22 protein-coding genes are annotated in these 23,130 nt (G+C 64.7%); 11 read left to right on the top strand and 11 right to left on the bottom strand.

Going from position 1 to position 23,130, the window contains the following annotated elements; translation table 11 throughout:
• Positions 1-4: 4 nt before the first annotated feature.
• The 9 genes from ACLIKD_RS08300 to ACLIKD_RS08260 form a co-directional block, all read right to left on the bottom strand.
• The gene (locus ACLIKD_RS08300; RefSeq protein WP_428827935.1) at positions 5-1,174 is read right to left on the bottom strand and encodes an LLM class flavin-dependent oxidoreductase; all 1,170 of its coding nucleotides are present in this window, start codon (positions 1,172-1,174) and stop codon (positions 5-7) included.
• A 16-nt stretch (positions 1,175-1,190) separates the two neighbouring features.
• Complete coding sequence (locus tag ACLIKD_RS08295) at positions 1,191-2,162, bottom strand: Bug family tripartite tricarboxylate transporter substrate binding protein (RefSeq protein ID WP_428827934.1); 972 nt, start codon at positions 2,160-2,162, stop codon at positions 1,191-1,193.
• 25 nt (positions 2,163-2,187) lie between these two features.
• The gene (locus ACLIKD_RS08290) at positions 2,188-3,567 is read right to left on the bottom strand and encodes a phenylacetate--CoA ligase family protein (protein ID WP_428827933.1); all 1,380 of its coding nucleotides are present in this window, start codon (positions 3,565-3,567) and stop codon (positions 2,188-2,190) included.
• 28 nt (positions 3,568-3,595) lie between these two features.
• On the bottom strand, positions 3,596-5,059 hold the full coding sequence (locus tag ACLIKD_RS08285; RefSeq protein WP_428827932.1) for an NAD-dependent succinate-semialdehyde dehydrogenase: 1,464 nt from the start codon (positions 5,057-5,059) through the stop codon (positions 3,596-3,598).
• A complete protein-coding gene (locus ACLIKD_RS08280) occupies positions 5,059-6,651 on the bottom strand; it encodes a GMC family oxidoreductase (RefSeq protein WP_428827931.1) in 1,593 nt (530 codons plus the stop codon). The genes ACLIKD_RS08285 and ACLIKD_RS08280 overlap by 1 nt, the downstream gene beginning before the upstream one ends.
• A gap of 28 nt (positions 6,652-6,679) precedes the next feature.
• On the bottom strand, positions 6,680-7,711 hold the full coding sequence (locus tag ACLIKD_RS08275) for an ABC transporter substrate-binding protein (protein WP_428827930.1): 1,032 nt from the start codon (positions 7,709-7,711) through the stop codon (positions 6,680-6,682).
• Positions 7,712-7,746: 35 nt separating this feature from the next.
• Positions 7,747-9,252 (bottom strand): tripartite tricarboxylate transporter permease, encoded by a 1,506-nt coding sequence (locus ACLIKD_RS08270; protein ID WP_428827929.1) that lies wholly within the window; start codon positions 9,250-9,252, stop codon positions 7,747-7,749.
• A complete protein-coding gene (locus tag ACLIKD_RS08265; protein ID WP_226473235.1) occupies positions 9,249-9,713 on the bottom strand; it encodes a tripartite tricarboxylate transporter TctB family protein in 465 nt (154 codons plus the stop codon). Before ACLIKD_RS08265 ends, ACLIKD_RS08270 begins: the two co-directional genes overlap by 4 nt.
• 238 nt (positions 9,714-9,951) lie before the next feature.
• Positions 9,952-10,800 (bottom strand): TauD/TfdA dioxygenase family protein, encoded by an 849-nt coding sequence (locus ACLIKD_RS08260; RefSeq protein ID WP_428827928.1) that lies wholly within the window; start codon positions 10,798-10,800, stop codon positions 9,952-9,954.
• Positions 10,801-11,034: 234 nt separating this feature from the next.
• Here ACLIKD_RS08260 and ACLIKD_RS08255 point away from each other — a divergent pair, with 234 nt between their 5' ends.
• Entirely contained in the window at positions 11,035-12,027 is a 993-nt protein-coding gene (locus ACLIKD_RS08255; RefSeq protein ID WP_226473237.1) for a Bug family tripartite tricarboxylate transporter substrate binding protein, read from the top strand.
• A gap of 47 nt (positions 12,028-12,074) precedes the next feature.
• On the opposite strand, the gene ACLIKD_RS08250 is transcribed toward ACLIKD_RS08255, so the two are convergent.
• Complete coding sequence (locus ACLIKD_RS08250; protein ID WP_428827927.1) at positions 12,075-12,683, bottom strand: TetR/AcrR family transcriptional regulator; 609 nt, start codon at positions 12,681-12,683, stop codon at positions 12,075-12,077.
• A gap of 315 nt (positions 12,684-12,998) precedes the next feature.
• Here ACLIKD_RS08250 and ACLIKD_RS08245 point away from each other — a divergent pair, with 315 nt between their 5' ends.
• The 4 genes from ACLIKD_RS08245 (at position 12,999) to ACLIKD_RS08230 (ending at position 16,749) form a co-directional block, all read left to right on the top strand.
• Positions 12,999-14,288 (top strand): O-acetylhomoserine aminocarboxypropyltransferase, encoded by a 1,290-nt coding sequence (locus ACLIKD_RS08245; RefSeq protein WP_428827926.1) that lies wholly within the window; start codon positions 12,999-13,001, stop codon positions 14,286-14,288.
• A gap of 3 nt (positions 14,289-14,291) precedes the next feature.
• On the top strand, positions 14,292-15,101 hold the full coding sequence (locus ACLIKD_RS08240) for an alpha/beta fold hydrolase (protein WP_428827925.1): 810 nt from the start codon (positions 14,292-14,294) through the stop codon (positions 15,099-15,101).
• A 236-nt stretch (positions 15,102-15,337) separates the two neighbouring features.
• Positions 15,338-16,321, top strand: coding sequence for an FkbM family methyltransferase (locus ACLIKD_RS08235; protein ID WP_428827924.1), 984 nt, complete (start codon positions 15,338-15,340; stop codon positions 16,319-16,321).
• A gap of 146 nt (positions 16,322-16,467) precedes the next feature.
• Entirely contained in the window at positions 16,468-16,749 is a 282-nt protein-coding gene (locus ACLIKD_RS08230; protein ID WP_226470693.1) for a DUF2325 domain-containing protein, read from the top strand.
• A gap of 44 nt (positions 16,750-16,793) precedes the next feature.
• On the opposite strand, the gene ACLIKD_RS08225 is transcribed toward ACLIKD_RS08230, so the two are convergent.
• On the bottom strand, positions 16,794-16,976 hold the full coding sequence (locus ACLIKD_RS08225; RefSeq protein WP_226419758.1) for a hypothetical protein: 183 nt from the start codon (positions 16,974-16,976) through the stop codon (positions 16,794-16,796).
• 462 nt (positions 16,977-17,438) lie between these two features.
• On the opposite strand from ACLIKD_RS08225, the gene ACLIKD_RS08220 reads away from it, so the two are divergent.
• The 6 genes from ACLIKD_RS08220 to ACLIKD_RS08195 all read left to right on the top strand — a co-directional run bounded on the left by ACLIKD_RS08220 (position 17,439) and on the right by ACLIKD_RS08195 (position 23,008).
• On the top strand, positions 17,439-17,957 hold the full coding sequence (locus tag ACLIKD_RS08220) for a rhodanese-like domain-containing protein (protein WP_428827923.1): 519 nt from the start codon (positions 17,439-17,441) through the stop codon (positions 17,955-17,957).
• A gap of 27 nt (positions 17,958-17,984) precedes the next feature.
• Positions 17,985-18,962, top strand: a complete 978-nt coding sequence (gene cysK, locus ACLIKD_RS08215) for a cysteine synthase A (protein WP_428827922.1) — start codon at positions 17,985-17,987, stop codon at positions 18,960-18,962.
• Positions 18,959-19,924 carry a serine O-acetyltransferase EpsC gene (gene epsC / locus ACLIKD_RS08210; RefSeq protein WP_428827921.1) on the top strand — a complete coding sequence of 322 codons (966 nt, stop codon included), beginning with the start codon at positions 18,959-18,961 and terminating at the stop codon, positions 19,922-19,924. Before cysK ends, epsC begins: the two co-directional genes overlap by 4 nt.
• The gene (locus ACLIKD_RS08205) at positions 19,921-20,148 is read left to right on the top strand and encodes a helix-turn-helix domain-containing protein (protein WP_226419762.1); all 228 of its coding nucleotides are present in this window, start codon (positions 19,921-19,923) and stop codon (positions 20,146-20,148) included. The genes epsC and ACLIKD_RS08205 overlap by 4 nt, the downstream gene beginning before the upstream one ends.
• A gap of 108 nt (positions 20,149-20,256) precedes the next feature.
• Complete coding sequence (locus ACLIKD_RS08200; RefSeq protein ID WP_226419763.1) at positions 20,257-21,183, top strand: family 2A encapsulin nanocompartment shell protein; 927 nt, start codon at positions 20,257-20,259, stop codon at positions 21,181-21,183.
• The gene (locus tag ACLIKD_RS08195; RefSeq protein ID WP_428827920.1) at positions 21,158-23,008 is read left to right on the top strand and encodes a family 2A encapsulin nanocompartment cargo protein cysteine desulfurase; all 1,851 of its coding nucleotides are present in this window, start codon (positions 21,158-21,160) and stop codon (positions 23,006-23,008) included. Before ACLIKD_RS08200 ends, ACLIKD_RS08195 begins: the two co-directional genes overlap by 26 nt.
• The last annotated feature ends 122 nt before the right edge of the window (positions 23,009-23,130 follow it).

The raw sequence follows: 23,130 nt of genomic DNA, 5'->3' as shown, positions 1-23,130 counted from the left end.
CTGCTCACAGGCCGGCAGCCGCCCGGCGCGCCTGGCCGGGATGCTGGCGCAGGGCGAGCTGGCGGCGCACCTCGGGAATCAGTTCCCGACCGTACTGCACGGCATCGAGCAACGGATCGAAGCCGCGGATCAGGAAGGTGCCGACGCCGAGGTCGTGGTAATCGAGCAGCGCTTCGGCGACCTGTTCCGGTGTCCCGACCAGAGCGGTCGAATTGCCGCCGATTCCGGTCGTCGCGGCGGTCCCGGCGACCGCCCCGGTCAGGGCGGCGATGCCGGTCCACAGGCGCTTGTCGAGCACCGTTCCCTGGGCGGCGAAGGCGGCCAGACGCTGCGAACCGACGTTCTGCGGCTGGCCCGGGGCGATCCGGTGCAGGCCGCCGGGGCCGGCGGCTTTCTCCAGCTTGCCGCGAGTGGCGGCGAGGATGCGTTCGGCCCGTGTCCAGGCCTCGTCCTCGGTGGCGCCGAGGATGGGGCGGATCGACAGGCTGAAACGCAGCTTGTCGGCCCGGCCGTAGCGGGCCGCCGAGGCGCGCACGGCGGCGATCTGTTCGGCGATGCCAGCGAGCGGTTCGCCCCACATCATGAAGACGTCGGCGTGCTTGCCGGCTACCGCGACGGCGGCCGGCGACGAGCCGGAGAAATAGACCGGAATCTGCGGGCCGGCCGGCCCGCGTTGCAGCGGGCGGACCTTGGCGAAATGGCCGCGCACCTTGTAGTGCCGGCCGTCGAAATCGAAGGGTTCCGGGCTTTGCCAGGCCTGCTTGATCAGGCTCAGGTACTCGTCGGTGCGTTCGTAGCGTTCGTCGTAGCCGAGAAAGTCGCCGTCGCGTTGCTGCTCGGCATCGTTGCCGCCGGTGATGATGTTGACCGCGGCGCGGCCCTGGCTGAAGTGATCGAGCGTGGCGAACTGGCGGGCGGCCACGGTCGGCGCCACGACGCCCGGCCGATGGGCGATCAGCAGGCCGAGGCGGCTGGTCTCCCGGGCCGCGTAGGCGGCCACCTGGAAGCCGTCCGGCGCGGCGCTGTGGTAGGCGATCAGCGCCTTGTCGAAACCGCCGTACTCCTGCGTCCGGGCGTAGGCGCCGACGAACTCGGGATTGACCAGCGGGCCGTGCGGCACGACCGATTCGCTGGCCTCCTGGTGGGCGAGAAAACCGATGAATTCGATGCTCATGATGGCGTCCTCCGGCTCAATCGAAAGTGATCCTGGCTTTCTTGACGATCTGTCCGTACTTGGCGTGATCGGCCAACTGTTCCGGCGTCGACGGCCACGGCTCCAGGCCCTGGGCGGCGAGCTTTTCCCGCGTCGCCGGCTGTTTGGCGATGGCGGTGATCTCGGCATTGAGCTTTTGCACGATCTCCTTCGGCGTACCGGCCGGAGCGACCAGGCCGAACCACGACGGCACCTCGAAATCGGCATAGCCGGCCTCGATCACCGTCGGCACATTGGGCAGCAGCGGCGAGCGTTCGCGGGCGGCGATCGCCAGGCCCTTGATCTTGCCGGCCTTGATCTGCGGCGCCAGGATGGTCAGGGTGTCGAAAGCCAGGTTCACCTCGTTGCCGAGCAGCGCGGTGACGGCCGGCGCGCTGCCTTTGAACGGCACGTGCAGCAACTCGATGCCGGCGACCGAGGCAAAATACTCGCCGGCCAGATGGATGATGGTGGCGCTGCCGCTCGACGAATAGCTCAGCCGGCCGGGTTTGGTCTTGGCCAGCGCGACGGCTTCCTTGAGGTTGGTTACCGGCAGCTCGGGCGATGCGGCGATGACCACCGAGGTATAGGCCAACTGCGAAATCGGCGTGAAGCTGGTGAAGGGGTCGAAGCGCGGTTCCTTGGCGAGGTGCGGCAGGATGGTCAGTTGGCCGGTCGGCACCAGGGACAGCGTGTAGCCGTCCGCCGCCGACTTGGCGACATATTCCGCCGCGATGGCGGTGCCGGCGCCCGGTCGGTTGTCCACCACCACCGACTGTTTCAGGCTTTCCGACAGCTTTTCGGCAAAGATGCGGCCGACCGTGTCGGCGGCGCCGCCCGGCGGGTAGGGGACGACCAGCTTGATCGGCTTGCTCGGCCAGTTGTCGGCCTGGGCGGTGAAGGAGGTGCCGAGGGCGAGGGCGGCGGCGAGCAGCAGGGTACGGCGGCGGTATGGCGAAACGCGGGACATGTGGTTTTCCTTGGTTGCGGCTTGCTTAGGCGGGCTGAGCGATTTCGATCAGCTTGGTCTTGGCGCCGGTGCGCGGCAGGCTGCCGTAGGGCAGGATCGTGACTTCCGGGCGGAAGGTGAGCAGCTCGCGGATGCGCTGCTCGATGCGCCGGGCAAGTTCCGGCCAGGCCGCTTCGCCGGTATCCGGCGCGGCTTCGATGGCCAGGCGCAGTGGCGGCTCGACGCGCGGCGGCGGGCCATCGAGGCGGATGCGCAGCTCGCCGGAGATTTCCGGCTGGAACTGCAGCACGACGCTCTGGATCGCCGCCGGATAGACCTTGACGCCCTTGATCATCAGGATGTCGTCGGCCCGGCCAACGATTTCCATGCGCGTGCCGAAGGTGCCGCAGCCCGGGCATTCGCCGACGTGGATCTTGACGATGTCGCCGGTGGCGTAGCGGAAGGCCGGCGCCGCCTGGTAATCGAGCGCGGTGTGAAGGGCTTCGCCAACGGCGCCGTCGGTCAGTAGCAACGGTTCCTTGGTCGTCGGATCGACCAGGTCGTAGCGGAAGCAGCTGTCGTCGGTCAGGTAGTGCATGCCGTGATAGTCGTGGCTGGCGCAGGAAATCAACGCGTTGTGCCAGGCCCCGCCCATGAAGTCATGGACCTCGGCGCCGAAATGCTCACGGACGCGCTGGCGGAAGGCGGGCAGCCCGGCGCCGGGCTCGCCGGCGCAGAGCACCAGCTTGATGCCGAGGGCGCCGACCGGCTTGCCGATTTCCTGCGGCGCCCGCTCGATCAGCTGGTTGACCATCGAGGGCGTGGCGAACAGGGCGCGCGGCCGGGTGAATTCGATGTAGCGCAGGATCTTCGGCACGCCGGCTTCGGCGCCCAGGGCGACCGGGCGGGCGCCGTAGGCTTCGAGGGCCTGGACGTAGGTGATGCCGGCCAGCCACAGCGACAGGCCGAAGGCGTGGAAGGTGGTGTCGCCCGGCCGGATGCCGGCGAAGGCGAAGAGGCGACCGAGGGTCTGGTGCGAGATGTCGAGGTCGCGCTGGGTGAAAGCGTAGAAGGTCGGCTGACCGGTCGTGCCCGAGGTGCCGGCCAGATGCACCACCTTGTCGAGCGGCGCCGTCAGGTGCAGGCCGAAGGGATGGTTGTAGCGAGCCAGCGAATCTTCCTGTGACTGGCGGTGGCTGGCCTTGTCCATGAAGGCGGGCAGGCGGCGGAAATCGTCGAGGCTGCGGATGTCGTCCGGCGAATCGATGCCGGCGGCCTTGAAGCGCAGCCGGAAATAATCCTCGTTGCCCCAGAGATAGCGGATCTGCTGCTGCAGCTTGGCCCAGCGATGGACGCCGAGCGCCGCCTGGTATTCGGCGGGGTCGCGGGTGGTGATGTGGGCGAGGTGATGGAGGCTGGCGTTCATGGGATAAGTAGCAATCAAAGGGTTGAAATCAGAGTCCGGCGATCCAGACGGTTTTGTATTCGAGGTAATCGTCGATGCCGTGGCGCGAACCTTCGCGCCCCTGGCCGGAGGCCTTGATGCCGCCGAAGGGCGAGGCCTCGCTCGAGATGGCCGGGGTGTTGACGGCGACCATGCCGAATTGCAGGCCCTCGGCGATGCGGAACAAGCGGCCGATATCGCGGGTGTAGAAGTAGGAGGCCAGGCCGTATTCGGTGGCGTTGGCCTGGGCGAGCACAGCTTGGTCGTCGGTGAAGCGGTGGATGCTGACGACCGGCCCGAAGATTTCCTCGCGTACCACACGCTCGTCGGCCCCGACATCGGTCAATACGGTCGGCTCGAAGAACAGTTCACCCGCCGCATGGCGCCGGCCGCCGGCGGCCACCTGGGCGCCGTGGGCGACGGCTTCGCCGATCAGCGTTTCGACCCGGGCCAGCGCGGTGGCGTTGATCAGCGGCCCGACCTGGCTAGCCGGGTCGAGGCCGTCGCCAACCACCAGGCGACGCGTCGCCGCAACGAAATCGGCGACGAAACGGTCGTAGAGCGCGGCATGGACGAAAATGCGGTTCACCGCGACGCAGACCTGCCCGGCATTGCGATACTTGGCGGCGATGGCGCCGGCCACGGCCTGTTCGAGGTCGGCGTCGGCAAAGACGATGAAAGGCGCATTGCCGCCCAGTTCGAGGCTGACCTTCTGGCCGTTGGCCGCCGCCTGGGCGAGCAGCAGCCGGCCGACCCGGGTCGAGCCGGTAAACGACAGCTTGCGCACGGCCGGATGCCCGGTCAGCTGTTCGCCGATCCGCTGCGGATCGCCGAGCACGATGTTCAGCGCGCCGGGCGGCAGACCGGCCCGCTCGGCCAGTTCGGCGAGCGCCAGGGCCGAATGGGGCGTCGCTTCGGCCGGCTTGACGACCAGCGTGCAGCCGGCGGCGAGGGCCGGTGCGGCCTTGCGCGCCAGCATCGCGCTGGGGAAATTCCACGGCGTGATGGCGGCGCAGACGCCGACCGGTTCGCGGAGGACGAGCAGGCGGCGGTCGCTGCTCGGCGGCGGGACGATTTCGCCGTAGACGCGCTTGCCTTCCTCGGCGAACCATTCGATGAAGGAGGCGCCGAAGAGGATTTCTCCGCGCGCTTCGGCCAGCGGCTTGCCCTGTTCCAGGGTCATGATGCGGGCCAGATCGTCGGCGTGTTCGAGGATCAGTTCGTACCAGCGGCGCAGGATGGCGGCGCGCTGTTTGGCCGGCTTGGCCCGCCAGGCCGGCAGGGCCGCCGCGGCGGCGCCGATGGCGTGGTCGACGAGGTCGGCGCTGGCGGTCGACACCGTGCCGAGCAGTTCGCCGCTGGCCGGGTTGTGCACCGCCAGCGGGGCGCCGTCGCCGGCCACCCACTGACCGTCGATGTAGAGTTGCCGGCGCAGCAGGGCCGGGTCGCGCAGAGTCTGGAAGGCGGCAGTCATCAGGCAATCCCCCCGAGGATCAGGTCGGCGGCGCGCTCGGCGATCATGATGGTCGGCCCGTTGGTGTTGCCGGAAATCAGCGTCGGCATCACCGAGGCATCGATGACGCGCAGGCCGTCGAGGCCATGCACGCGCAGCTGGTTGTCGACGACCGCCAGGCTGTCGTGGCCCATGCGGCAGGTGCCGACCGGGTGGTAAAGCGTCTTGCCGGTCTGCCGGGCGAATTCGAGCAGGGCTTCATCGGATTCGGTCTGCTGGCCGGGCAGGTTTTCCACCTCGATATGGCGGGCCAGCGACGGCTGGGCGGCGATGCGGCGGGCGTGGCGCAGGCCGTCGAGCAGCGCCCGGCGGTCCTTTTCGCTGGCCAGGTAGTTGGGGCGGATGCGCGGCGCGACGAGCGGATCGGCATTGTCGATGTGGATGCTGCCGCGGCTTTCCGGGCGCAACTGGCAGACGCCGCAGGTCATGCCCGGCGTCTTGTCCACCTGGCCGGTTTCGAAATTGAAGGTGCCGGGCATGACATGGAACTGGATGTCCGGGTGCTGCGGGTTGTCGCGGGTCGGCAGGAAGGCGTTGATGTGCGACGCGCTCATCGCCAGCAAGCCGCGCCGCGACAGCCCGTAGCGGGCGATCTCGCGGAGCAGGCGCCAGCCGCGGGCGGTTTCGTTGAAGGTGGTCAGGCCGCAGATGCGGAAGGTCAGGCTGACCATGTAGTGATCCTGCAGGTTCTCGCCGACGCCGGGCAGGTCGGCCACCGGCTGGATGCCGAGCGAGCGCAGATGCGCCTCGTCGCCGATGCCGGAGTGTTGCAGCAGGGCCGGGCTGGCGACCGCGCCGGCACTGAGCAGCACTTCCCGGCGGGCGGTGAAGTGCCGGCGCTGGCCGTCGATTTGCAGCTCAATGCCGGAGGCCCGCCGCCCGTCGAACACGATCCGGCTGACCTGGGCGCCGGTGAACACCCGCAGATTGGGGCGCTTGCGGGCCGGTTTCAGATAGGCGTTGGCAGTGCTGCTGCGCACGCCGTTGCGCACGGTGACCTGGAAATAGCCGACACCTTCCTGCTGGTCGCGGTTGAAATCGTCGCGCGCTGGAAAACCGGCTTCGCCGGCCGCGGCGATGAAGGCCTCGGACAGCGGGTGGCGGACGCTCGGGTCGGACACGCCGAGCGGGCCGCCGGCGCCATGGAATTGGTCGGCTCCGCGGGCCTGGTCCTCGGCACGCCGGAAGTAGGGCAGGACGTCGTCCCAGCCCCAGCCGGCATTGCCCAGGTCGCGCCATTCGTCGTAATCGCGGGCCTGGCCGCGGATGTAGAGCAGGCCGTTGATCGCCGACGAACCGCCGAGCACCTTGCCGCGCGGCCACAGGATGCGGCGCTGGCCGCTCGAGGCTTCCGGCTCGGTACGGTAGAGCCAGTTGCCGCGCGGATGGGCCCGGTTCCAGACATAGCCGACCGGCAGGTGGAAGGACGGATGGCGCCCGGCGCCTCCGGCCTCGACCAGGGCGACCCGGTGGCGGCCGTCGGCGCTCAGCCGATTGGCCAGCACGCAACCGGCGCTGCCGGCCCCGACGATGATGTAGTCGAATTCAGACATGGTGGTTTCCGGAAAAACGGTCGCCCGATCAGGCCTTGTTCTTTGTCTTGAAGTCCTTGATCAGCTTCTGCCAGTACGGATCCTTCGGGTTCTCGCGGGCCAGGCTGGTCAGCGCCCGGTCATAGAGCTTGAGATCGACGGACGGCGTGATGTCGCCCTTGGGCGGAATGAATTCGCTGTGCTGCATGGTGTCCCAGAACTTGCGCACGCCGTTCAGGTAGGGATCGGTGCTCTGGTCGACCCAGACGTTGTAGAGGTCGCGGTCGAGCAGGCCCTTGTCGAGCTTGACGTACTTGCTGACGATGTCGATCGTTTCCTTGTGGTTCTCGACGACGAACTTCTCGGCGCGCAGCATGGCGCGCAGGAAGCGTTGCCAGATCTCGGCCGACTTGCCGTCCTCGGTGACCACCAGGCGGCAGCAAACGTGGGCCGGGTAGAGGTCGGTCGAGTGGAAGAGCACTTTCAGACCCTGTTCCTCGGCCCGCAGGTCATGCGGCCCCCAGGTCGCGCCGATGTCGGCCTGGCTACTCTTGACCGCCTCGGTGACGGCCGGGGCGCTCTTCAGTTCGAAGATCTGGACGTCCTTCTTCCAGTCGAGTCCGGCGTCCTTGAGCGCGGCACGCAGAATGGCATCGACCGTCGACAGGCGCACCGTGGCGATCTTCTTGCCCTTGAAGTCGGCCGGCGACTTGATTAGGGCGGCGTTTTCCGGGCGGATGATGAAGGACGAGCCGCCGCTGACGATGCCGCCGATGACCTTGATCTTGCTGCCCTTGGCGATATGGATCAGCGGCGCCGAAGTGCCGAAGGCCCCGACGTCGATCTTGTGGGCGTTGAGGGCATTGAGGCCGTCGGCCGAGTTGATGAACTCGATCAATTCGGCGTCGAAGCCTTCCTGGGCGTAGAACCCGGCTTCCTTGGCGACCATGAACTTGGCGTGGGTGCTGATCGGCAGGAAGCCGATCTTCAGCGATTCGGCGGTGGCCTGGCCGAGGCTGAGCGCCAGCGTGGCGGCGACGGCCAACTGCTTGCCATGCCGGCGGAGGTGAGAGAAAAACATTGAAAAGCTCCTGAGGGGAAGGAATTCGGGGTGGATCAGCTGTCCTGGAAGGCCTGGTCGCGGGTCTTTCGGATATTCGGAATGACCAGCGCCAGGACCAGCAGCAGGGCGAGGAAGAGCAGGAAGGCGCTGAGCGGGCGGCTGAGGAAGACGAGCGCGTCGCCCCGGGCGAGCAGCAGCGCCCGGCGCAGGTTTTCCTCCATCAGCGGGCCGAGGACGAAACCGAGCAGCAGCGGTGCCGGTTCGCAGTCGAGCTTGATGAAAACGTAGCCGAGCAGGCCGAAACCGACGGCGAAAGCGAGTTCCAGCGCGCTCTGGTTGACGCTGTAGATACCGACGCAGCAGAACAGCAGGATGGCCGGGTAGAGCAGGCGATAGGGCACCTTGAGCAGGCGGATCCAGAGGCCGATCAGCGGCAGGTTGAGGAGGACCAGCAGGGCGTTGCCGATCCACATGCTGGCGATCAACCCCCAGAACAGTTCCGGGCGTTCGGTCATCACCTGCGGGCCGGGCACGATGCCGTGGATCATCATCGCCCCGACCATCAGCGCCATCACGGCGTTGGGCGGGATGCCCAGGGTGAGCAGTGGAATGAACGAGGTCTGGGCGCCGGCGTTGTTGGCCGATTCCGGCCCGGCGACCCCTTCGATGGCACCCTGGCCGAAGCGGCTCGGGTCCTTGGCCAGTTTCTTTTCCAGCGTGTAGGAGGCGAAGGAGCTGAGAATGGCGCCGCCGCCGGGCAGGATGCCGAGCAGAGAACCGAGGAAGGTGCCGCGCAGCACGGGCTTCCAGGATTGCCGGAAGTCGTCGCGGGTGGGCAGCAGGCGGCCGACGGTGGTCGCGAAGATGTCGCGCTGTTCGTTTTTTTCGAGGTTATGGATGATCTCGGCAATGCCGAAAATGCCCATCGAGACGACGACGAAACCGAAGCCGTCGGACAGTTCGGGAATGCCGAAGCTGAAGCGCTCGACGCCGGAATTGACGTCGGTGCCGACCAGGCCGAGCAGCAGGCCGAGGGCGATCATGGCGATGGCCTTGATCACCGAGCCGTTGGCCAGCACGATGGCGGCGATCAGACCGAGGACCATCAGCGAGAAATATTCGGCCGGCCCGAACTTGAGGGCCAGGGCGGCGAGCGGCGCCGCCAGCACGGCGATGATCAGCGTCGCCACCGAGCCGGCAAAGAAGGAACCGAGGGCGGCGATACCGAGCGCCGCGCCGGCGCGGCCACGGCGGGCCATGGCGTAGCCGTCCAGGCAGGTGACGACGGAGGAGGATTCGCCGGGCAGATTGACCAGGATCGCCGAGGTCGAACCGCCGTACTGGGCGCCGTAATAGATGCCGGCCAGCATGATCAGCGCGGTTAGCGGCGGCAGGCCGTAGGTCGTCGGCAGCAGCATGGCGATCGTGGCCACCGGCCCGATGCCGGGCAAAACGCCGATCAGCGTGCCGAGCGTGACGCCGAGCAGGCAATAGAGAACATTGCCGACGGTCAGGGCCGCATCGAAGCCCTGCAGCAATTGTCCGCCCAGCTCGGTCATGCCGGCAGAACCTGGAAGGGTAGGCCGAGGCCGTAGACGAACACGGCGACGGCGAAAATCGCCAGGCCGCTACTGAGCAGGCCGAGCTCATGCCAGCGGAACTGGCGATAGGCGAGGCCGCTGATGACGACCAGACCGATGGTGGAGAGCAGAAGCCCGGCGCCACTCAGCGAAAAGGCAAAGAGCAGCATGCCGGCCCCGATCAGCGACAGCGAACGCAGGCAGGGCTTCTCGATCAGCCGGGATTCGTCGCTCGAGATGTCGAGTTTCAGGCTGTGCGCCGCCAGCACGAGGCCGAGGCCGGTGAGCAGCACGCCGAGGACCAACGGGAAATACCCCGGCCCCATGCGCATTGCGGTGCCCAGCGAATAGGCGGTTGAGCCATAGGCAGAGGCCAGGCCGGTAATGCAGAAAAACAGGCCGGCAACGAAGTCGCGGTGTTTGATCAGGCGAAGCTTCATTATTTTGCTCCAGTAAGAATGGGGCAACCGGAAATGAATTAGACCGGTTGTCTATATATTTGGAAAAATAATCGGCGTGAGCCGATGGTTATTACCGATGCAACCGGTTTGTTAAAACAAGGCCGATTACTTGACGCTTATTCTAAAAACAGCAGTGTTGATGGCTAAATACTTAGATCTGAATTCCTTATCAGCAATGCGTCTATGTGCTTCCGGCCGCGCCTGAAGGGCGGCTTCGTCAGAAGGTGACGCGGTGCATCCGGCGGTAGGCCGGGAGGTAGTCGGCAACGGCGTAATGGACGGTGCTCAGGTTGTCCCAGACGGCGACGGTGTCCTTCTCCCAGCGCAGACGGGCCTGAAATTCGGGGCGCTCGAACTGGCCGAACAGGTGGTCGAGCAGGTTGTCGCTGTCCTTGCGCGACAGGCCATCGATGCGGTCCACGTATTTCGGATTGACGAACACCAGTTTCTCGCCGGTTACCGGATGGCTGCGGATGACCGGGTGGCTGACCGGAACCCGTTCGGCCCTGATCTGGCGGAAGCGCTCTTCGCCGTTTTCCTGGCTGCGGATGATTTCGGGCCAGGCGCTGCGTTCGATGCTATGGGTCGCGCTCAGCCCTTCCAGGCGGGCGGCCAGCCCGGGATCGAGCGCCGCATAGACGCGCCGGCCGCTCGACCACAGTGTGTCGCCGCCGCTTTCCGGCAAGACCTGGGCATGCAGCACGGCGCCGGCCGGCGGGGCGGCCAGGTAACTGACGTCGACGTGCCATTGGTCGGTGGTATAGCGCGGCCCGCCGGCCTTGGTTTCGATCACCTCGATCAGCGGATTCGCGTCCGATTGCGGAAAGTAGGCCTTGGCGCCGTCGGGGTTGCCGAAAATGCCGGCGACTTCGATGTGCTGGGTGGCGTCAATCGGCTGATTGCGGAAGAACAGGACTTCGAAACGGGCCAGCGCGGTGCGCAGTTGATCCCGCGTCGTCTCGTCCTGTGTTTTGGTCAGGTCGAGGCCATGAATGATGGCGCCGATATTCGGGCTGTAAGGCTCGGCCCGGAAGCGAGTGAAGGGTGAATGGATGGAAGTCGGCATGATATTTTGGGCGAAGCGGTCGGAAAATCTGTTTTTGATCCGACGATATTTATCCGCCAGTTAATAACTGCCAAATATTCTGTTTTTATATGTATATCGGCATGCCGATTATTTATATTTTTATTTTCGTTTCTGAGAATATCAATTAATCGTTTTTGCCGGATTGTCCGCGCCTGATAGTTTCCGATTCCATTCCGGCATTTGGCCGGCTTTTATAATGATCTGGAGTCGGACATGGCATTTGCCCATCGCAATCGAAGAAGTTTCCTGAAACTGGCCGGCAGCGCCGCGCTGGCCGCCTTGCCCGGGCGCTACGCCGTCGCCGACGGCTGGCCGGCGCGGCCAATCAAGTATGTCGTGCCCTGGCCGGCCGGCGGGCCGACCGATATCTTCGGGCGGGTCCTGGCCAGCGAGTTGTCGACCTCACTCGGGCAGCCGGTCATCGTCGAGAACAAGGCGGGCGCAACCGGCGCCATCGCCACCCGTTTTGTCGCCCGCAGCGAGGCGGACGGCTACACCTTGTTGGCCGCCAATACCACCTCGTTCATCGGCAACGTGGTGTCGTCGCCCGAGGTGGCGCAGTTCGACCCGTTGAAGGATTTCGTGCCGATTGGCCTGTTCGTCGAAACGGCTTACGTCTTGTGGGCGCATCCCTCGTTGCAGGTCAAGAACTTCGACGAGTTCCTCGCTCTGGCCAGGGATGGCAAGAAGCCGCCGCTGGCCTTCGGCACCACCGGCAACGGCGCCATTTCTGAACTGTCGGTCGAGCAGCTGGCCCGGCGTTACAAGCTCAATCTACTGAAAGTGCCCTACAAGGGAACCGCACCCCAGGTCGCCGATCTGCTTGCCGGACATACCCAGATCGGCACCTCCGACCTGCCGGCCGTCAATGGCCTGCAGGCGACCGGCCGGCTGGTGCCGTTGCTGGTGATCGGTCGGCGGCGCCTGCCCGAATTGCCGAATATCCCGACCTCGTTCGAGCTCGGCATCCGCGAGCCGGATTTCACCGTCTGGAACGGCTTGTTCGCCCCGGCCGGCACGCCGCCGGCCGTCGTCGCCCGGTTGACCAAGTCGCTTGAGCAGGCCGTGCGCGGCGAGGCCTTCAAGCGGGTGGCCGAGGGCAACGGCAACCATGTCCTGTTCCTGAGCGGCAAGGAGGCCACGGCGCGCATCCATGCGGATCTTGCCGAGCGGCAGAGTTTCAAGAAGTCGCTGGAACAGGCCTGAGCGTTTTCAGCCGGCCTGCCGGGCCGCGAACGGCCGGGCAGGCCGCTTCAGGAGAGCGGCACAATCAGCCCGGAATGCCCGGGGGCATAGGGCAGGCCGGAGAAATAGCCACGGGCGAAGATGAGCAGCGGGCTGCTGTCGCGGATCAGCTTGGCGCGGAGCACGGCGCCCTCCCAGGCGATCCAGAAATAGACCGAAAGCTGTTCGCAATCGGCGGCCTCGGTCAGTTCGCCGGCCGACCGGGCAAGCCTGAGACAGGCCGCCAGCCTGTCTTGCCAGTCGAGGAAGGCAGCTTCCAGCTTGACGCGAAAGGCTTCCGGCAGGGAGTTCATTTCCTGGCCGAGGTTGCCGATCAGGCAGCCGCGCTGGAAATGGTGGCGTTCCATCCCCTGACAGGCATCGGCGATGAAATTGGCAACCCGCTGCAAGGGTGAGCAGCTCGGGTCGAGCAGCAGACGGTCGAGCTTGCGGGCGAAATAGGCCGCATAGCTGTCGATCACCGCGCAGCCGAAGGCTTCCTTGCTGTCGAAGTAGTGGTAGAACGAGCCTTTCGGGACATTCAGGCATTTCAGGATGTCTTCGATGCCGGTCGAGGCGAAGCTCTTTTCCGTCAGGATTTCCATGCCGCAACGCACCAGGGCGTCCCGCGTGTCCATGCCGTCATGGTGCTGGCGCGGCGGTCTGCCTGGCCGGGGACGGGGCAAGTGTTGTCTCATCGATAATCGTCTGGTTTGCGGCGGCTGCCTGATTGATCCGGCCGGAGGCGCTGCGCCGCGGTCGGCGCCTGAGCTGCCAGGCAAGCCCGCAAGGCTAACAAGGCACTGGCCGGGCGACAAATATCGATAGCTGATTAGCTAATCAGCATTGCGCGGTGGATGGAGTGCTTATATCGAAAGAAAAAAATGTGATTTCACCGAGACCGGCGGATTCCATAGCATCATGCCCCTTTTCAACTCCCAGCAACCAGGGCAATGACCTACAAATTCGACACCCTTTCCCTGCATGCCGGCCAGGTGCCGGATAGCCAGTACGGCGCCCGGGCGCAGCCGATCTACCTGACGTCCTCGTTCGTCTTCAAGGATGCCGAGCAGGCCGCCTCGCTGTTCAACATGGAGCGCGGCGGCCATGTCTATTCGCGCATTTCCAACCCGACCAACGCGGTTTTCGAGGAACGCATGGCGGCGCTCGAGGGCGGGGTGGGCGGTGTTGCCGTGGCTTCCGGGCAGGCTGCGATGCATCTGGCGATCACCACGCTGATGGGGGCCGGCGGGCATATCGTCGCCAGCCGTTCGCTCTACGGCGGTTCGCACAACCTGCTCGAATACACCTTGCCGCGTTTCGGCATTACCACCACCTTCGTCGATCCGCGCGACCTCGATGCCTGGCAGGCGGCGATCCGCCCGGAAACCCGGCTGCTGTTCGGCGAAACGCTGGGCAATCCGGGTCTCGATGTGCTCGATATCGCCAAAGTCTCGGCGCTGGCCCACGAGAATGGCCTGCCGCTGCTCGTCGATTCGACCTTCACCACGCCTTACCTGCTGAAACCCTTCGAGCACGGGGCCGATCTCGTTTTCCATTCCGCTACCAAGTTCCTGTCCGGTCATGGCACGGTGATCGGCGGCGTGGTCGTCGATTCCGGCGCCTTCGACTGGGCGGCCAGCGGCAAGTTTCCGACCCTGGCCGAGCCGTATGAAGGCTTCCACGACATGGTGTTTACCGAAGAGTCGACGGTCGCCGCCTTCCTGCTGCGCGCCCGGCGCGAAGGGCTGCGCGATTTCGGCGCCTGTCTCAGCCCGCTGTCGGCCTTTCAGATATTGCAGGGGCTGGAAACCCTGCCGCTGCGCATGGCCCGCCATATCGAGAATACCTGCAAGGTGGTGGCGCATCTGTCGACGCTGGTCGGCGGTGCGGTGCAGGCGGTGGTCCATCCCGATCTGCCGGAGCATCCCGACCACCAACTGGCGCAAAAAATGTTGCCGCGCGGCAGCAGTTCGGTGTTCACCTTCAATCTGAGCGGCGGCCGGGCGGCCGGCCGCAAGTTCATCGAGGCGCTCAAGGTCTTTTCGCACCTGGCCAATGTCGGCGACGCCAAGTCGCTGGTCATCCATCCGGCGTCGACCACGCATTTCCGCATGTCCGATGCGGCGCTGATCGCCGCCGGCATCCACCCCGGCACGATCCGCCTGTCGATTGGCCTGGAAGATCCCGACGATCTGATCGAAGACCTCAACCGCGGCCTGGCCGCAGCAGCCAAGGCCTGAACCATGGAAATCAATGTGCTCGGCCAGTCGGCCTATATCTACAACGGCGGCAAGAAACTGACGGCGGATGCCGTCCGGCAGCAACCGGTCGTCGTCTTCATCCATGGGGCGCAGCAGGATCATTCCTGCTGGGTGTTGCAGAGCCGCTGGTTCGCCCATCACGGCTTTTCGGTGCTGGTGCCCGACCTGCCCGGGCACGGCCGCAGCGCCGGCGAGGCATTGCCTTCGGTCGAGGCGCTGGCCGACTGGATCGTCGCCTTGCTCGATGCTCTCGGGGTTGAAAAGGCAAGCTTGATCGGCCACAGCATGGGTTCGCTGGTTGCCCTTGAAACCACCGCTCGCCACGCCGGCCGGGTCAGCCAGACGGCACTGATCGGCACCTCGCTGCCGATGCCCGTCTCGCAGGCCTTGCTCGATGCGACACGCGACAACGAGCCGAAGGCGGTTGCGATGATCAATGCCTTCTCCTACTCGGCAACCGGCCAGATCGGTGGCAATACGGTGCCCGGCCTGTGGTTGCTTGGCATGAACCAGCGGCTGATGGAACGTCAGAAAAAGGGCGTCTTCCATACCGACATGAATGCCTGCAACGCCTATGCGCGCAGTCCGGACAGCCTGAAGGAAATCGCCACGCCGCTGCTCATTGTCGCCGGCAGCCAGGACCGGATGACCTCGCCCAAGGCGGCCAAGGCGCTGCTCGGCTTCATCCCCGGCGCCCGCCTGGTCAGCATCGAAGGCAGCGGCCATGCCCTGATGGCCGAACGGCCGGATGCGGTGCTCGATACGCTGCGCGGTTTTATTGCCGGCGGTTAAGCCCTAGACCGCGTCGCCGAAGGCGGCGCGTTCCAGTTGTTCGTGCTGGCGCGGCCTGACCGGCAGTTCCATAACCCGCGGATGAAACTCCAGCACGTCACAGGCATCGCAACCAGAACCAGATTTCGAGGCCTAGTTGCTGGCGCCACTTGAAGATTACGCATTTTCGGGAAGCCGGTCGCCGGCTGGGCATGCAATTACCATACTTCGATGTGTTATAAATCAGCCGCCAGCCGTTGACCAAAAAGGACGCATACCGGCGGTCAATAGAATGGCGGGGGATTTCTAATCGTTTTGGCGAGGGTCTGCAAATGGTTAAAGGTCTCAGGAAACGGGTGGCGCAGATGGCGCTGCCGATAGCCCGGTTTTACATCCGCTACATGCCTTTTTCGACCGGCAAGTCGTTTCTCTTCAAACGCTTCGGATGGCGGGATTCCAATTACACGGTACGCACGAAATCCGGCGTGCGGATGGCCGGTCGATCGGCCGATCTGGTACAGGGCTTCATCTACTATTTCGGCGTCTGGGAGCCGAATCTGTCGGCCTTCGTCAGCTCGCGGCTGAAGGAGCACCCGGCGCGGACTTTCGTGGATGTCGGCGCCAATGTCGGGTATTTTTCCCTGCTTGCCGCGAGCCATCTGGATAAGGGATCGGTCGTCGCCATCGAGGCGTTCCCGAGCATTTTCAAGAAACTGGAAGCGAACGTCAGGCTGAACGGTTTTGGCAATATTCGGCTGCTGCCCTGGGCCGTTACCGATGGCGATCGGGATATTCCGATGTTTCATGCCGGTTTAGGCAATGAAGGTGCGACCACGTCGCTGGCCGGGAAATTCGGCGGAGAATCGTTGATCGTTCCCGGCAAGGCCTTGCCGAGCCTGTTGACGGCGCAGGAAATCCGCTCGATCAAACTGATCAAGATCGACGTGGAAGGCGCGGAATATTCGGTCGTCGTCGGCATGCGCGCGCTGCTCGATTCGCTGGCCGACGACGCCGAGGTGGTTATTGAAATAACGCCTTCCGCCTATTCGGAAGGAGAACTCGAAGAGGTGTTCGCCATCTTCAGGGCGGCCCGATTCACGCCCTACAAGCTGGAGAACTCCTACGACCCGAATTACTATATTCGGGCACCTCGAGTCGCTCCGCCGCAACGCCTTCAGTCCTTGCCGACCCAGCAGACCGACGTTGTCTTCTCCCGGTTCTCGGCCGAAGCCCTCAACTGACGCAGCGTCGCCGCCCGGCCATCGCGAAAGCGGCAAACCGATAGATGCATATGACAAATCGCCTTATGTCGATTGCAGATTAAAGTCGTTCGATTGCCCCGGTGCCACCGCTAGATTGACCCGGTCAAAACTTTTGGGAGCGCAGCATGGCGGCATTGATTGTTGGCGGTGACCGGGTCGGGAATTTCAAGGACTATCTGGTGCAGCAGGGCTACGTGCCGGTGCGTCACTGGACCGGGCGCAATCAAAGCGAGTGCCACCGGACGATACCGATCGATACCCGGGTGGTCGTGGTGATGGTCGATCAGGTCAATCATGGTCTGGCCAAGAAGATCCGCCGGGCGGCCGACGAGATGGATGTGCCGGTGGTGTTCAGCCGGCGCAGCGTCGGCCAGTTGAGCAGCGCCCTGGCCTGCGTCGCCGCCTGAACGGAGCGGCCTGAAGCCCTCCCGGAACCGGGAGGGCGTTTCCTTCAAGACAGATAGTCGGCCGGCACGAGCGGCGCGCCCCGACGCAAGGCCTGGCGCAGCAGCGCCGGTGCTTCGCTGGGCGGGATTTCGTCGAGCCAGCCGGGCAGGGCGCCGAAGCGGCTTTCGTAGCTGGCAAACAGGTCGATGGTGATCGGGCGGATCGGCAGTTCGAGGGTCAGTACCATTTTCAACTCCTTGCTCCCCGGTAAGTCCGGCGAGGCCGGCTCCCGGGGAGTGCTGGAGCGAGCGACGCTTTAGCCAGTATTTGTCAGCCGCCCTGGCAAGTTATCGATTAAATCCGGCGGTGTCGGACCATTGTCCGGTGCTTGCCCGCTGCGCACAAAGAATTTCTGGCTATTTCGATATGTCGCCTGCGGCCCATATCGATCGACGCAGCGCGTCGTTGGCCGACGGCCGGGGTTTGCTTAGGCTGGTCGTGTCGGCGCAAGTCGGGTGGCTATAGCCAACAAGCTTATTACTCAAATTGTTATATCGATCTGAATTTTTAGTCGTTCTGTGCATTGGTGGCGGGGCATAAATTGGCGGCTACAGACGTCACCGCAGAGTTTCTGGCGGCGCCAATCCCAACCGGGACCAGTGGCTTCGAAGCCGAGCTGCTGGTCGCCAAGATGCGAAAGGAATTTCCCATGTCTGATGTCGTGATTGATGTGCAGCAGCCTTCCTATGCGAACGCCGTCTTTGCCGAGAAAGGCTTTGCCGCCGCTGCCTCGCCCATTCTCGAGAAGGCCCGCCAGCGCGCCGCCGAAGAGCAGTTGCCCTATGCCGGCAGCGTCTCGCCGCAGGATGCCTGGGCCTTGGTCAGCAGTGGCGAAGCGGTGCTGATCGATGTGCGGACCGCCGAGGAGCGCAAGTTCGTCGGCCATGTGCCGGAAACCAGGCATGTCGCCTGGATGACCGGCCTGTCGCTGTCGCGCAACCCGCGGTTTACCCGGGAACTGGAAGGCAAGGCGGGCAAGGACGACGTCGTTCTGCTGCTCTGTCGCAGCGGCAAGCGCTCGGCGGCCGCCGCCGAGGCAGCTGCCAAGGCCGGTTTCAAGAACGTATTCAACATCCTCGAAGGTTTCGAGGGTGATCTCGACGAGCAGCAGCGGCGCGGTGCCTTCAATGGCTGGCGCAATGCCGGTCTGCCGTGGATTCAGGACTGATTCATCAATCACTAGGGAGAACAACAGATGTCCAAATGGTTTGCAGATAATTCGCAGTCGATCGGCCGTACCCCGCTGATCAAGCTCAATCGCGTGCTCGATGGCGGCAAGGCCACCGTGCTGGCCAAGATCGAAGGCCGCAACCCGGCTTATTCAGTGAAGTGCCGAATCGGCGCGGCCCTCATCAACGACGCCGAAAAGCGGGGCCTGCTCGGGCCGGGCAAGGAACTGGTCGAACCGACCAGCGGCAATACCGGTATCGCACTGGCTTTCGTCGCCGCGGCAAAAGGCATTCCGCTGACGCTGACCATGCCGGAAACGATGAGTATCGAGCGGCGCAAGCTGCTCACCGCCTTTGGTGCCAAGCTGGTGCTGACCGAAGGCGCCAAGGGCATGGCCGGCGCCATTGCCAAGGCCGAGGAAATTGCCGCCTCCGAGCCGGGCAAGTACGTGCTGTTGCAACAGTTCAAGAACCCGGCCAACCCGGCAATCCATGAACTGACGACCGGTCCGGAAATCTGGGACGACACCGATGGTGCCGTCGATATCCTGGTTTCCGGTGTCGGCACCGGCGGCACGATTACCGGTGTCTCGCGCTTCATCAAGAACACCAAGGGCAAGGCGATCCAGTCGGTGGCCGTTGAACCGACGGCCAGCCCGGTGCTTACCCAGTCGCGGGCCGGCGAGCCGATCAAACCGGGGCCACACAAGATCCAGGGCATCGGTGCCGGTTTCGTGCCTGCCGTGCTCGATCTGTCGCTGGTGGACAGCATCGAGCAGGTGAGCAACGAAGACGCCGTGCTCTATGCCCGGCGCCTGGCCAAGGAAGAGGGCATCATCTCCGGCATTTCAAGCGGCGCCGCCGTGGCGGCCGCAGCCCGCCTGGCCCAGCAGCCGGAAAACGCAGGCAAGACCATCGTCGTCATCCTGCCCGACTCCGGCGAGCGTTACCTGAGTTCGGTGTTGTTCGAAGGCCTGTTCAACGAAGCCGGGTTGCCGGCATGAGGCATCCAGTCGCCAACTCGTCCCTCGCCTACGAGCAGGTTGGCGGCTGGGGCGTCAAGGATATCGTCGGCGAGTTGCATGCGGCTCGCGATCGCTGGCGGGCAGCGCAGCACCGCAGTCTTGAATTCGCGGTGCGCGAATTCCCGTCGCGCGAGGCATTGAAGGAAATTGCCGAGTCGCTGTGCGGCGTGTTGTTTCCGATGCGGCTCGGGCCAACCGATCTGCATCAGGAAGGCGAAGACTTCTACGTCGGCCATACGCTGGATACGGCGCTCAACGCGCTGTTCCAGCAGGTCGAGCTGGAACTGGGCTACAACCGGCGCCTGCAGTGCGAAGAGAAAAACGATGTCGAGGCCCACGCCGCCGAGATCGTCAAGTCCTTTGCCCAGCAGTTACCGGCCTTGCGCGGCCTGCTCGATGCCGATGTCGAGGCGGCCTATCTCGGCGACCCGGCGGCGCGCAGCGTCGATGAGGTGCTGCTGTGCTATCCGGGCATCCTGGCGGTGATCCATTACCGTCTGGCGCATGCCTTGTACGCGCTGGGCGCTCAGCTGGTCGCCCGGATCATTTCGGAAATCGCCCACTCGATCACCGGCATCGATATCCACCCCGGGGCGCAGATCGGCCCCGGCTTCTTCATCGATCACGGGACCGGCGTCGTGATTGGCGAAACCACCATCATCGGCCAGCGTGTCCGGCTCTACCAGGCGGTGACGCTGGGCGCCAAACGCTTCACCCAGGATGAAAGCGGCGCCTTGGAAAAGGGCGCACCGCGCCATCCCATTCTCGAAGATGAAGTGGTCGTCTATGCCGGGGCCACCATTCTCGGGCGCATCACCATCGGCCGCGGCTCGAGCATCGGCGGCAACGTCTGGCTGACCAAAAGCATTCCGCCGGCCAGCCATGTTTCCCAGGCAACGTTACAGCATGAGCTGGGCGGCGCCGGCCGGGTGACGCAATGAGCGCCCTGATTCAGGACTTTGGCATTGCCGTCCGGCATTTTCGCGAGACGAACGGCTGGTCGCAGGAATTGCTGGCGGAAAAGGCTGATCTGAATCGCTCGTACCTGGGCGAGGTCGAGCGGGGCCGGGTCATCCCGTCCCTGGCCACCGCCGCAAAACTGGCCGGGGCACTGGAAATCCCGCTCTCCGGATTGCTCGCCCATTGCGAGCAGCAGGCGGCCTGAACGGCAATTTGATGGCTATAGCATGTTGAAGCCGGGGTGCCGTCTTTCGACAATGCTTATCCAGATTTCTTATAAACATTTTCATTCCTGATCTAAGGAGAGTTCCACATGGCACAACACCCCGAAGCGACCGCCCTGAGCGATGTTGCCGCCCGGCAACTAGCCAATGCGACCAAGACCACCGCCCAGCTGTCCACCATCAGCCCGCGCTGGCTGGTGCATCTGCTGCAATGGCTGCCGGTCGAAGCCGGTATCTACCGCCTGAACACCGTCAAGAACCCGCGTGATGTGCGCGTCGCATGCTCGCAGCGTGACGAGTCGGAACTGCCGCAGACCTACGTCGATTACGACGAAGCGCCGCGCGAGTATTTCCTGAATGCCGTCACCACCATTCTCGACGTGCATACCCGCATTTCCGATCTGTACAGCAGCCCGCACGACCAGATCAAGGAACAGCTCCGCCTGACCATCGAGACCATCAAGGAACGTCAGGAATCCGAACTGATCAACAATCCGGATTACGGCCTGCTGGCCAATATCGCCGACGAGCAGCGCATCTCGACGCTGACCGGCGCGCCGACCCCGGACGACCTCGACGACCTGCTGACCAAGGTCTGGAAGGAACCCGCCTTCTTCCTCGCCCATCCGCTGGCGATCGCCGCCTTCGGCCGCGAATGCACCCGGCGCGGCGTACCGCCGCCGACCGTCTCGCTGTTCGGCGCCCAGTTCCTGACCTGGCGCGGCATTCCGCTGATCCCGTCGGACAAGATCCCGGTCGATGGCGGCAAGACCAGCATCATCCTGCTGCGCGTCGGCGAAAAGCGTCAGGGCGTGGTCGGCCTGTTCCAGCCCGGTCTGGCCGGCGAACAAAGCCCGGGCCTGTCAGTGCGCTTCATGGGCATCAACCGCAACGCCATCGCGTCCTACCTGATTTCGCTGTATTGCTCGCTGGCCGTGCTGGTGCCGGATGCGATTGCAGTCCTCGAAGATGTGGAAATCGGCAAGTACCATGACTATCCCGACACCTACAAGTAATGGCGTCGACGGGCTGGGTGGCGGCGCGCCATCCGGACTGCCCGATGAGGCCACGCTTGGCCGGCTCGCATCGGCCTTCTTTCAGGCCTTGCCGGGCGCCGCTTTGCCGTCGTTCGACGAGCTGCCGACTTCGCTCGGCGCCGGCGGTGCACCGGCTCCGGAGTTGAGCCTGGCGCAGTCCGGGCCGAGCATCCTGCCGCAACCGGTGGCGCCGGACGTCGTCGATCCGCTGGGTTCCGGCGGCGCCGAGTTCGGCGTGCCGGAGGCCTATGCCGCCTCGCTACCCAGCGTCACGCCGCCGCAACCGCCGAGCGCCTTCCGCGAGGCCTTGCCGGCTTCGCCGCCCGGTTCGCCTTACTACTTCATCGGCGAAGCCAGCCCGTATGCCCATTCGGGCGGCGTGCCGGCCAAGCCGGAGAACCGTGTCGTCGCGCAGAGCTTCGGCCTGCCGGGCCAGGGCGAATTGCTGGCCTTGCTGGCGGACATCGGCCACGACCGCAAATCGGCAGATATTTCGGGCCAACCGCAGAATCCGGGCAATTTCTATTTCCTGGATGCAGCGCGCGAGCCGGAGATTGCGCCGAGTGCGCGGCCGGCTTTCGACGTCAATGCCGTACGCCGCGATTTCCCGATCCTGCAGGAACGCGTCAACGGCAAGCCGCTGGTCTGGTTCGATAACGCTGCCACGACGCAGAAGCCGCAATCGGTGATCGACCGTCTCGCCTATTTCTACGCCCACGAGAATTCCAATATTCACCGTGCGGCGCATGAACTGGCGGCGCGGGCGACCGATGCCTACGAGGCGGCGCGGCAGAAGGTGCAGCGTTTCCTCGGCGCCGGTTCGGCCGACGAGATCATCTTCGTCCGCGGTGCGACGGAAGCCATCAACCTGGTCGCCAAGACCTGGGGCGTCCAGAACATCGGCGAAGGCGATGAAATTGTCGTGTCGCTGCTCGAACACCACGCCAATATCGTGCCGTGGCAGCAGCTTGCCCAGCAAACCGGGGCGAAGATTCGCGTCATCCCGGTCGACGACAGCGGGCAGCTCAAACTGGACGAACTCCAGAAGCTGCTCAATGCCAAGACCAAGCTGGTGTCGGTGACGCAAGTCTCGAACGCGCTGGGCACGGTGACGCCGATCAAGCAGATCATCGACATGGCCCACGCGGCCGGCGCCAAGGTGCTGGTCGATGGCGCGCAATCGGTGTCCCATCTGCGCGTCAATGTACAGGCGCTCGATGCCGACTTCTTCGTCTTTTCCGGCCACAAGATCTTCGGTCCGACCGGCATCGGCGTGGTTTACGGCAAGAAGGCGCTGCTCGAGCAGATGCCGCCCTGGCAGGGCGGCGGCAACATGATTGCCGACGTCACCTTCGAGAAGACGCTGTTCCAGCCGGCCCCGAACAAGTTCGAAGCCGGCACCGGCAACATCGCCGACGCGGTGGGCCTCGGTGCGGCGCTCGATTACGTCGAACGCATCGGCCTCGAGAACATCGCCCGCTACGAGCACGACCTGCTGGTCTATGCGACGCGCGGCCTGTCCTCGATTCCCGGCGCGCGGCTGATCGGCACGGCGGCGGACAAGGCGAGCGTCGCGTCCTTCGTGCTGGCCGGCTACTCAACCGAGGAGGTTGGCCGGGCGCTCAACGAGGAAGGCATCGCGGTGCGCTCCGGCCACCACTGCGCCCAGCCGATTCTCCGGCGTTTCGGCGTCGAAGCCACGGTGCGGCCTTCGCTGGCGTTCTACAACACCTGCGAGGAAATCGACCGGATGCTGGCTGTGGTGCGGCGTCTGGCGCGGGGCAAGGGCAGGGTTGCGGCCTGATTTTTATTTCGGTGGAAAGCAAAAAGGCCTGGGGAAACCAGGCCTTTTTTATGCTGTTGCCACGATGGAGGGGGACGAAAAATCGCCCCATGCGGACTAACCGATTAGGCACCGCACACTGT

The sequence above is a fragment of the Azonexus sp. IMCC34842 genome (assembly GCF_050368855.1).
Lineage (GTDB): Bacteria > Pseudomonadota > Gammaproteobacteria > Burkholderiales > Rhodocyclaceae > Azonexus > Azonexus denitrificans_A.
Note: the sequence above shows the minus strand (reverse complement) of the source record. Positions and strands in the feature narration are given on the sequence as shown.

Excerpts from the sequence above, each read along its gene's own strand:
- ACLIKD_RS08300 (WP_428827935.1), bottom strand. The coding sequence starts at position 1,174 with ATGAGCATCGAATTCATCGGTTTTCTCGCCCACCAGGAGGCCAGCGAA.
- ACLIKD_RS08295 (WP_428827934.1), bottom strand. The coding sequence starts at position 2,162 with ATGTCCCGCGTTTCGCCATACCGCCGCCGTACCCTGCTGCTCGCCGCC.
- ACLIKD_RS08290 (WP_428827933.1), bottom strand. The coding sequence starts at position 3,567 with ATGAACGCCAGCCTCCATCACCTCGCCCACATCACCACCCGCGACCCC.
- ACLIKD_RS08285 (WP_428827932.1), bottom strand. The coding sequence starts at position 5,059 with ATGACTGCCGCCTTCCAGACTCTGCGCGACCCGGCCCTGCTGCGCCGG.
- ACLIKD_RS08280 (WP_428827931.1), bottom strand. The coding sequence starts at position 6,651 with ATGTCTGAATTCGACTACATCATCGTCGGGGCCGGCAGCGCCGGTTGC.
- ACLIKD_RS08275 (WP_428827930.1), bottom strand. The coding sequence starts at position 7,711 with ATGTTTTTCTCTCACCTCCGCCGGCATGGCAAGCAGTTGGCCGTCGCC.
- ACLIKD_RS08270 (WP_428827929.1), bottom strand. The coding sequence starts at position 9,252 with ATGACCGAGCTGGGCGGACAATTGCTGCAGGGCTTCGATGCGGCCCTG.
- ACLIKD_RS08265 (WP_226473235.1), bottom strand. The coding sequence starts at position 9,713 with ATGAAGCTTCGCCTGATCAAACACCGCGACTTCGTTGCCGGCCTGTTT.
- ACLIKD_RS08260 (WP_428827928.1), bottom strand. The coding sequence starts at position 10,800 with ATGCCGACTTCCATCCATTCACCCTTCACTCGCTTCCGGGCCGAGCCT.
- ACLIKD_RS08255 (WP_226473237.1), top strand. The coding sequence starts at position 11,035 with ATGGCATTTGCCCATCGCAATCGAAGAAGTTTCCTGAAACTGGCCGGC.
- ACLIKD_RS08250 (WP_428827927.1), bottom strand. The coding sequence starts at position 12,683 with ATGGACACGCGGGACGCCCTGGTGCGTTGCGGCATGGAAATCCTGACG.
- ACLIKD_RS08245 (WP_428827926.1), top strand. The coding sequence starts at position 12,999 with ATGACCTACAAATTCGACACCCTTTCCCTGCATGCCGGCCAGGTGCCG.
- ACLIKD_RS08240 (WP_428827925.1), top strand. The coding sequence starts at position 14,292 with ATGGAAATCAATGTGCTCGGCCAGTCGGCCTATATCTACAACGGCGGC.
- ACLIKD_RS08230 (WP_226470693.1), top strand. The coding sequence starts at position 16,468 with ATGGCGGCATTGATTGTTGGCGGTGACCGGGTCGGGAATTTCAAGGAC.
- ACLIKD_RS08225 (WP_226419758.1), bottom strand. The coding sequence starts at position 16,976 with ATGGTACTGACCCTCGAACTGCCGATCCGCCCGATCACCATCGACCTG.
- ACLIKD_RS08220 (WP_428827923.1), top strand. The coding sequence starts at position 17,439 with ATGTCTGATGTCGTGATTGATGTGCAGCAGCCTTCCTATGCGAACGCC.
- cysK (WP_428827922.1), top strand. The coding sequence starts at position 17,985 with ATGTCCAAATGGTTTGCAGATAATTCGCAGTCGATCGGCCGTACCCCG.
- epsC (WP_428827921.1), top strand. The coding sequence starts at position 18,959 with ATGAGGCATCCAGTCGCCAACTCGTCCCTCGCCTACGAGCAGGTTGGC.
- ACLIKD_RS08205 (WP_226419762.1), top strand. The coding sequence starts at position 19,921 with ATGAGCGCCCTGATTCAGGACTTTGGCATTGCCGTCCGGCATTTTCGC.
- ACLIKD_RS08200 (WP_226419763.1), top strand. The coding sequence starts at position 20,257 with ATGGCACAACACCCCGAAGCGACCGCCCTGAGCGATGTTGCCGCCCGG.
- ACLIKD_RS08195 (WP_428827920.1), top strand. The coding sequence starts at position 21,158 with ATGACTATCCCGACACCTACAAGTAATGGCGTCGACGGGCTGGGTGGC.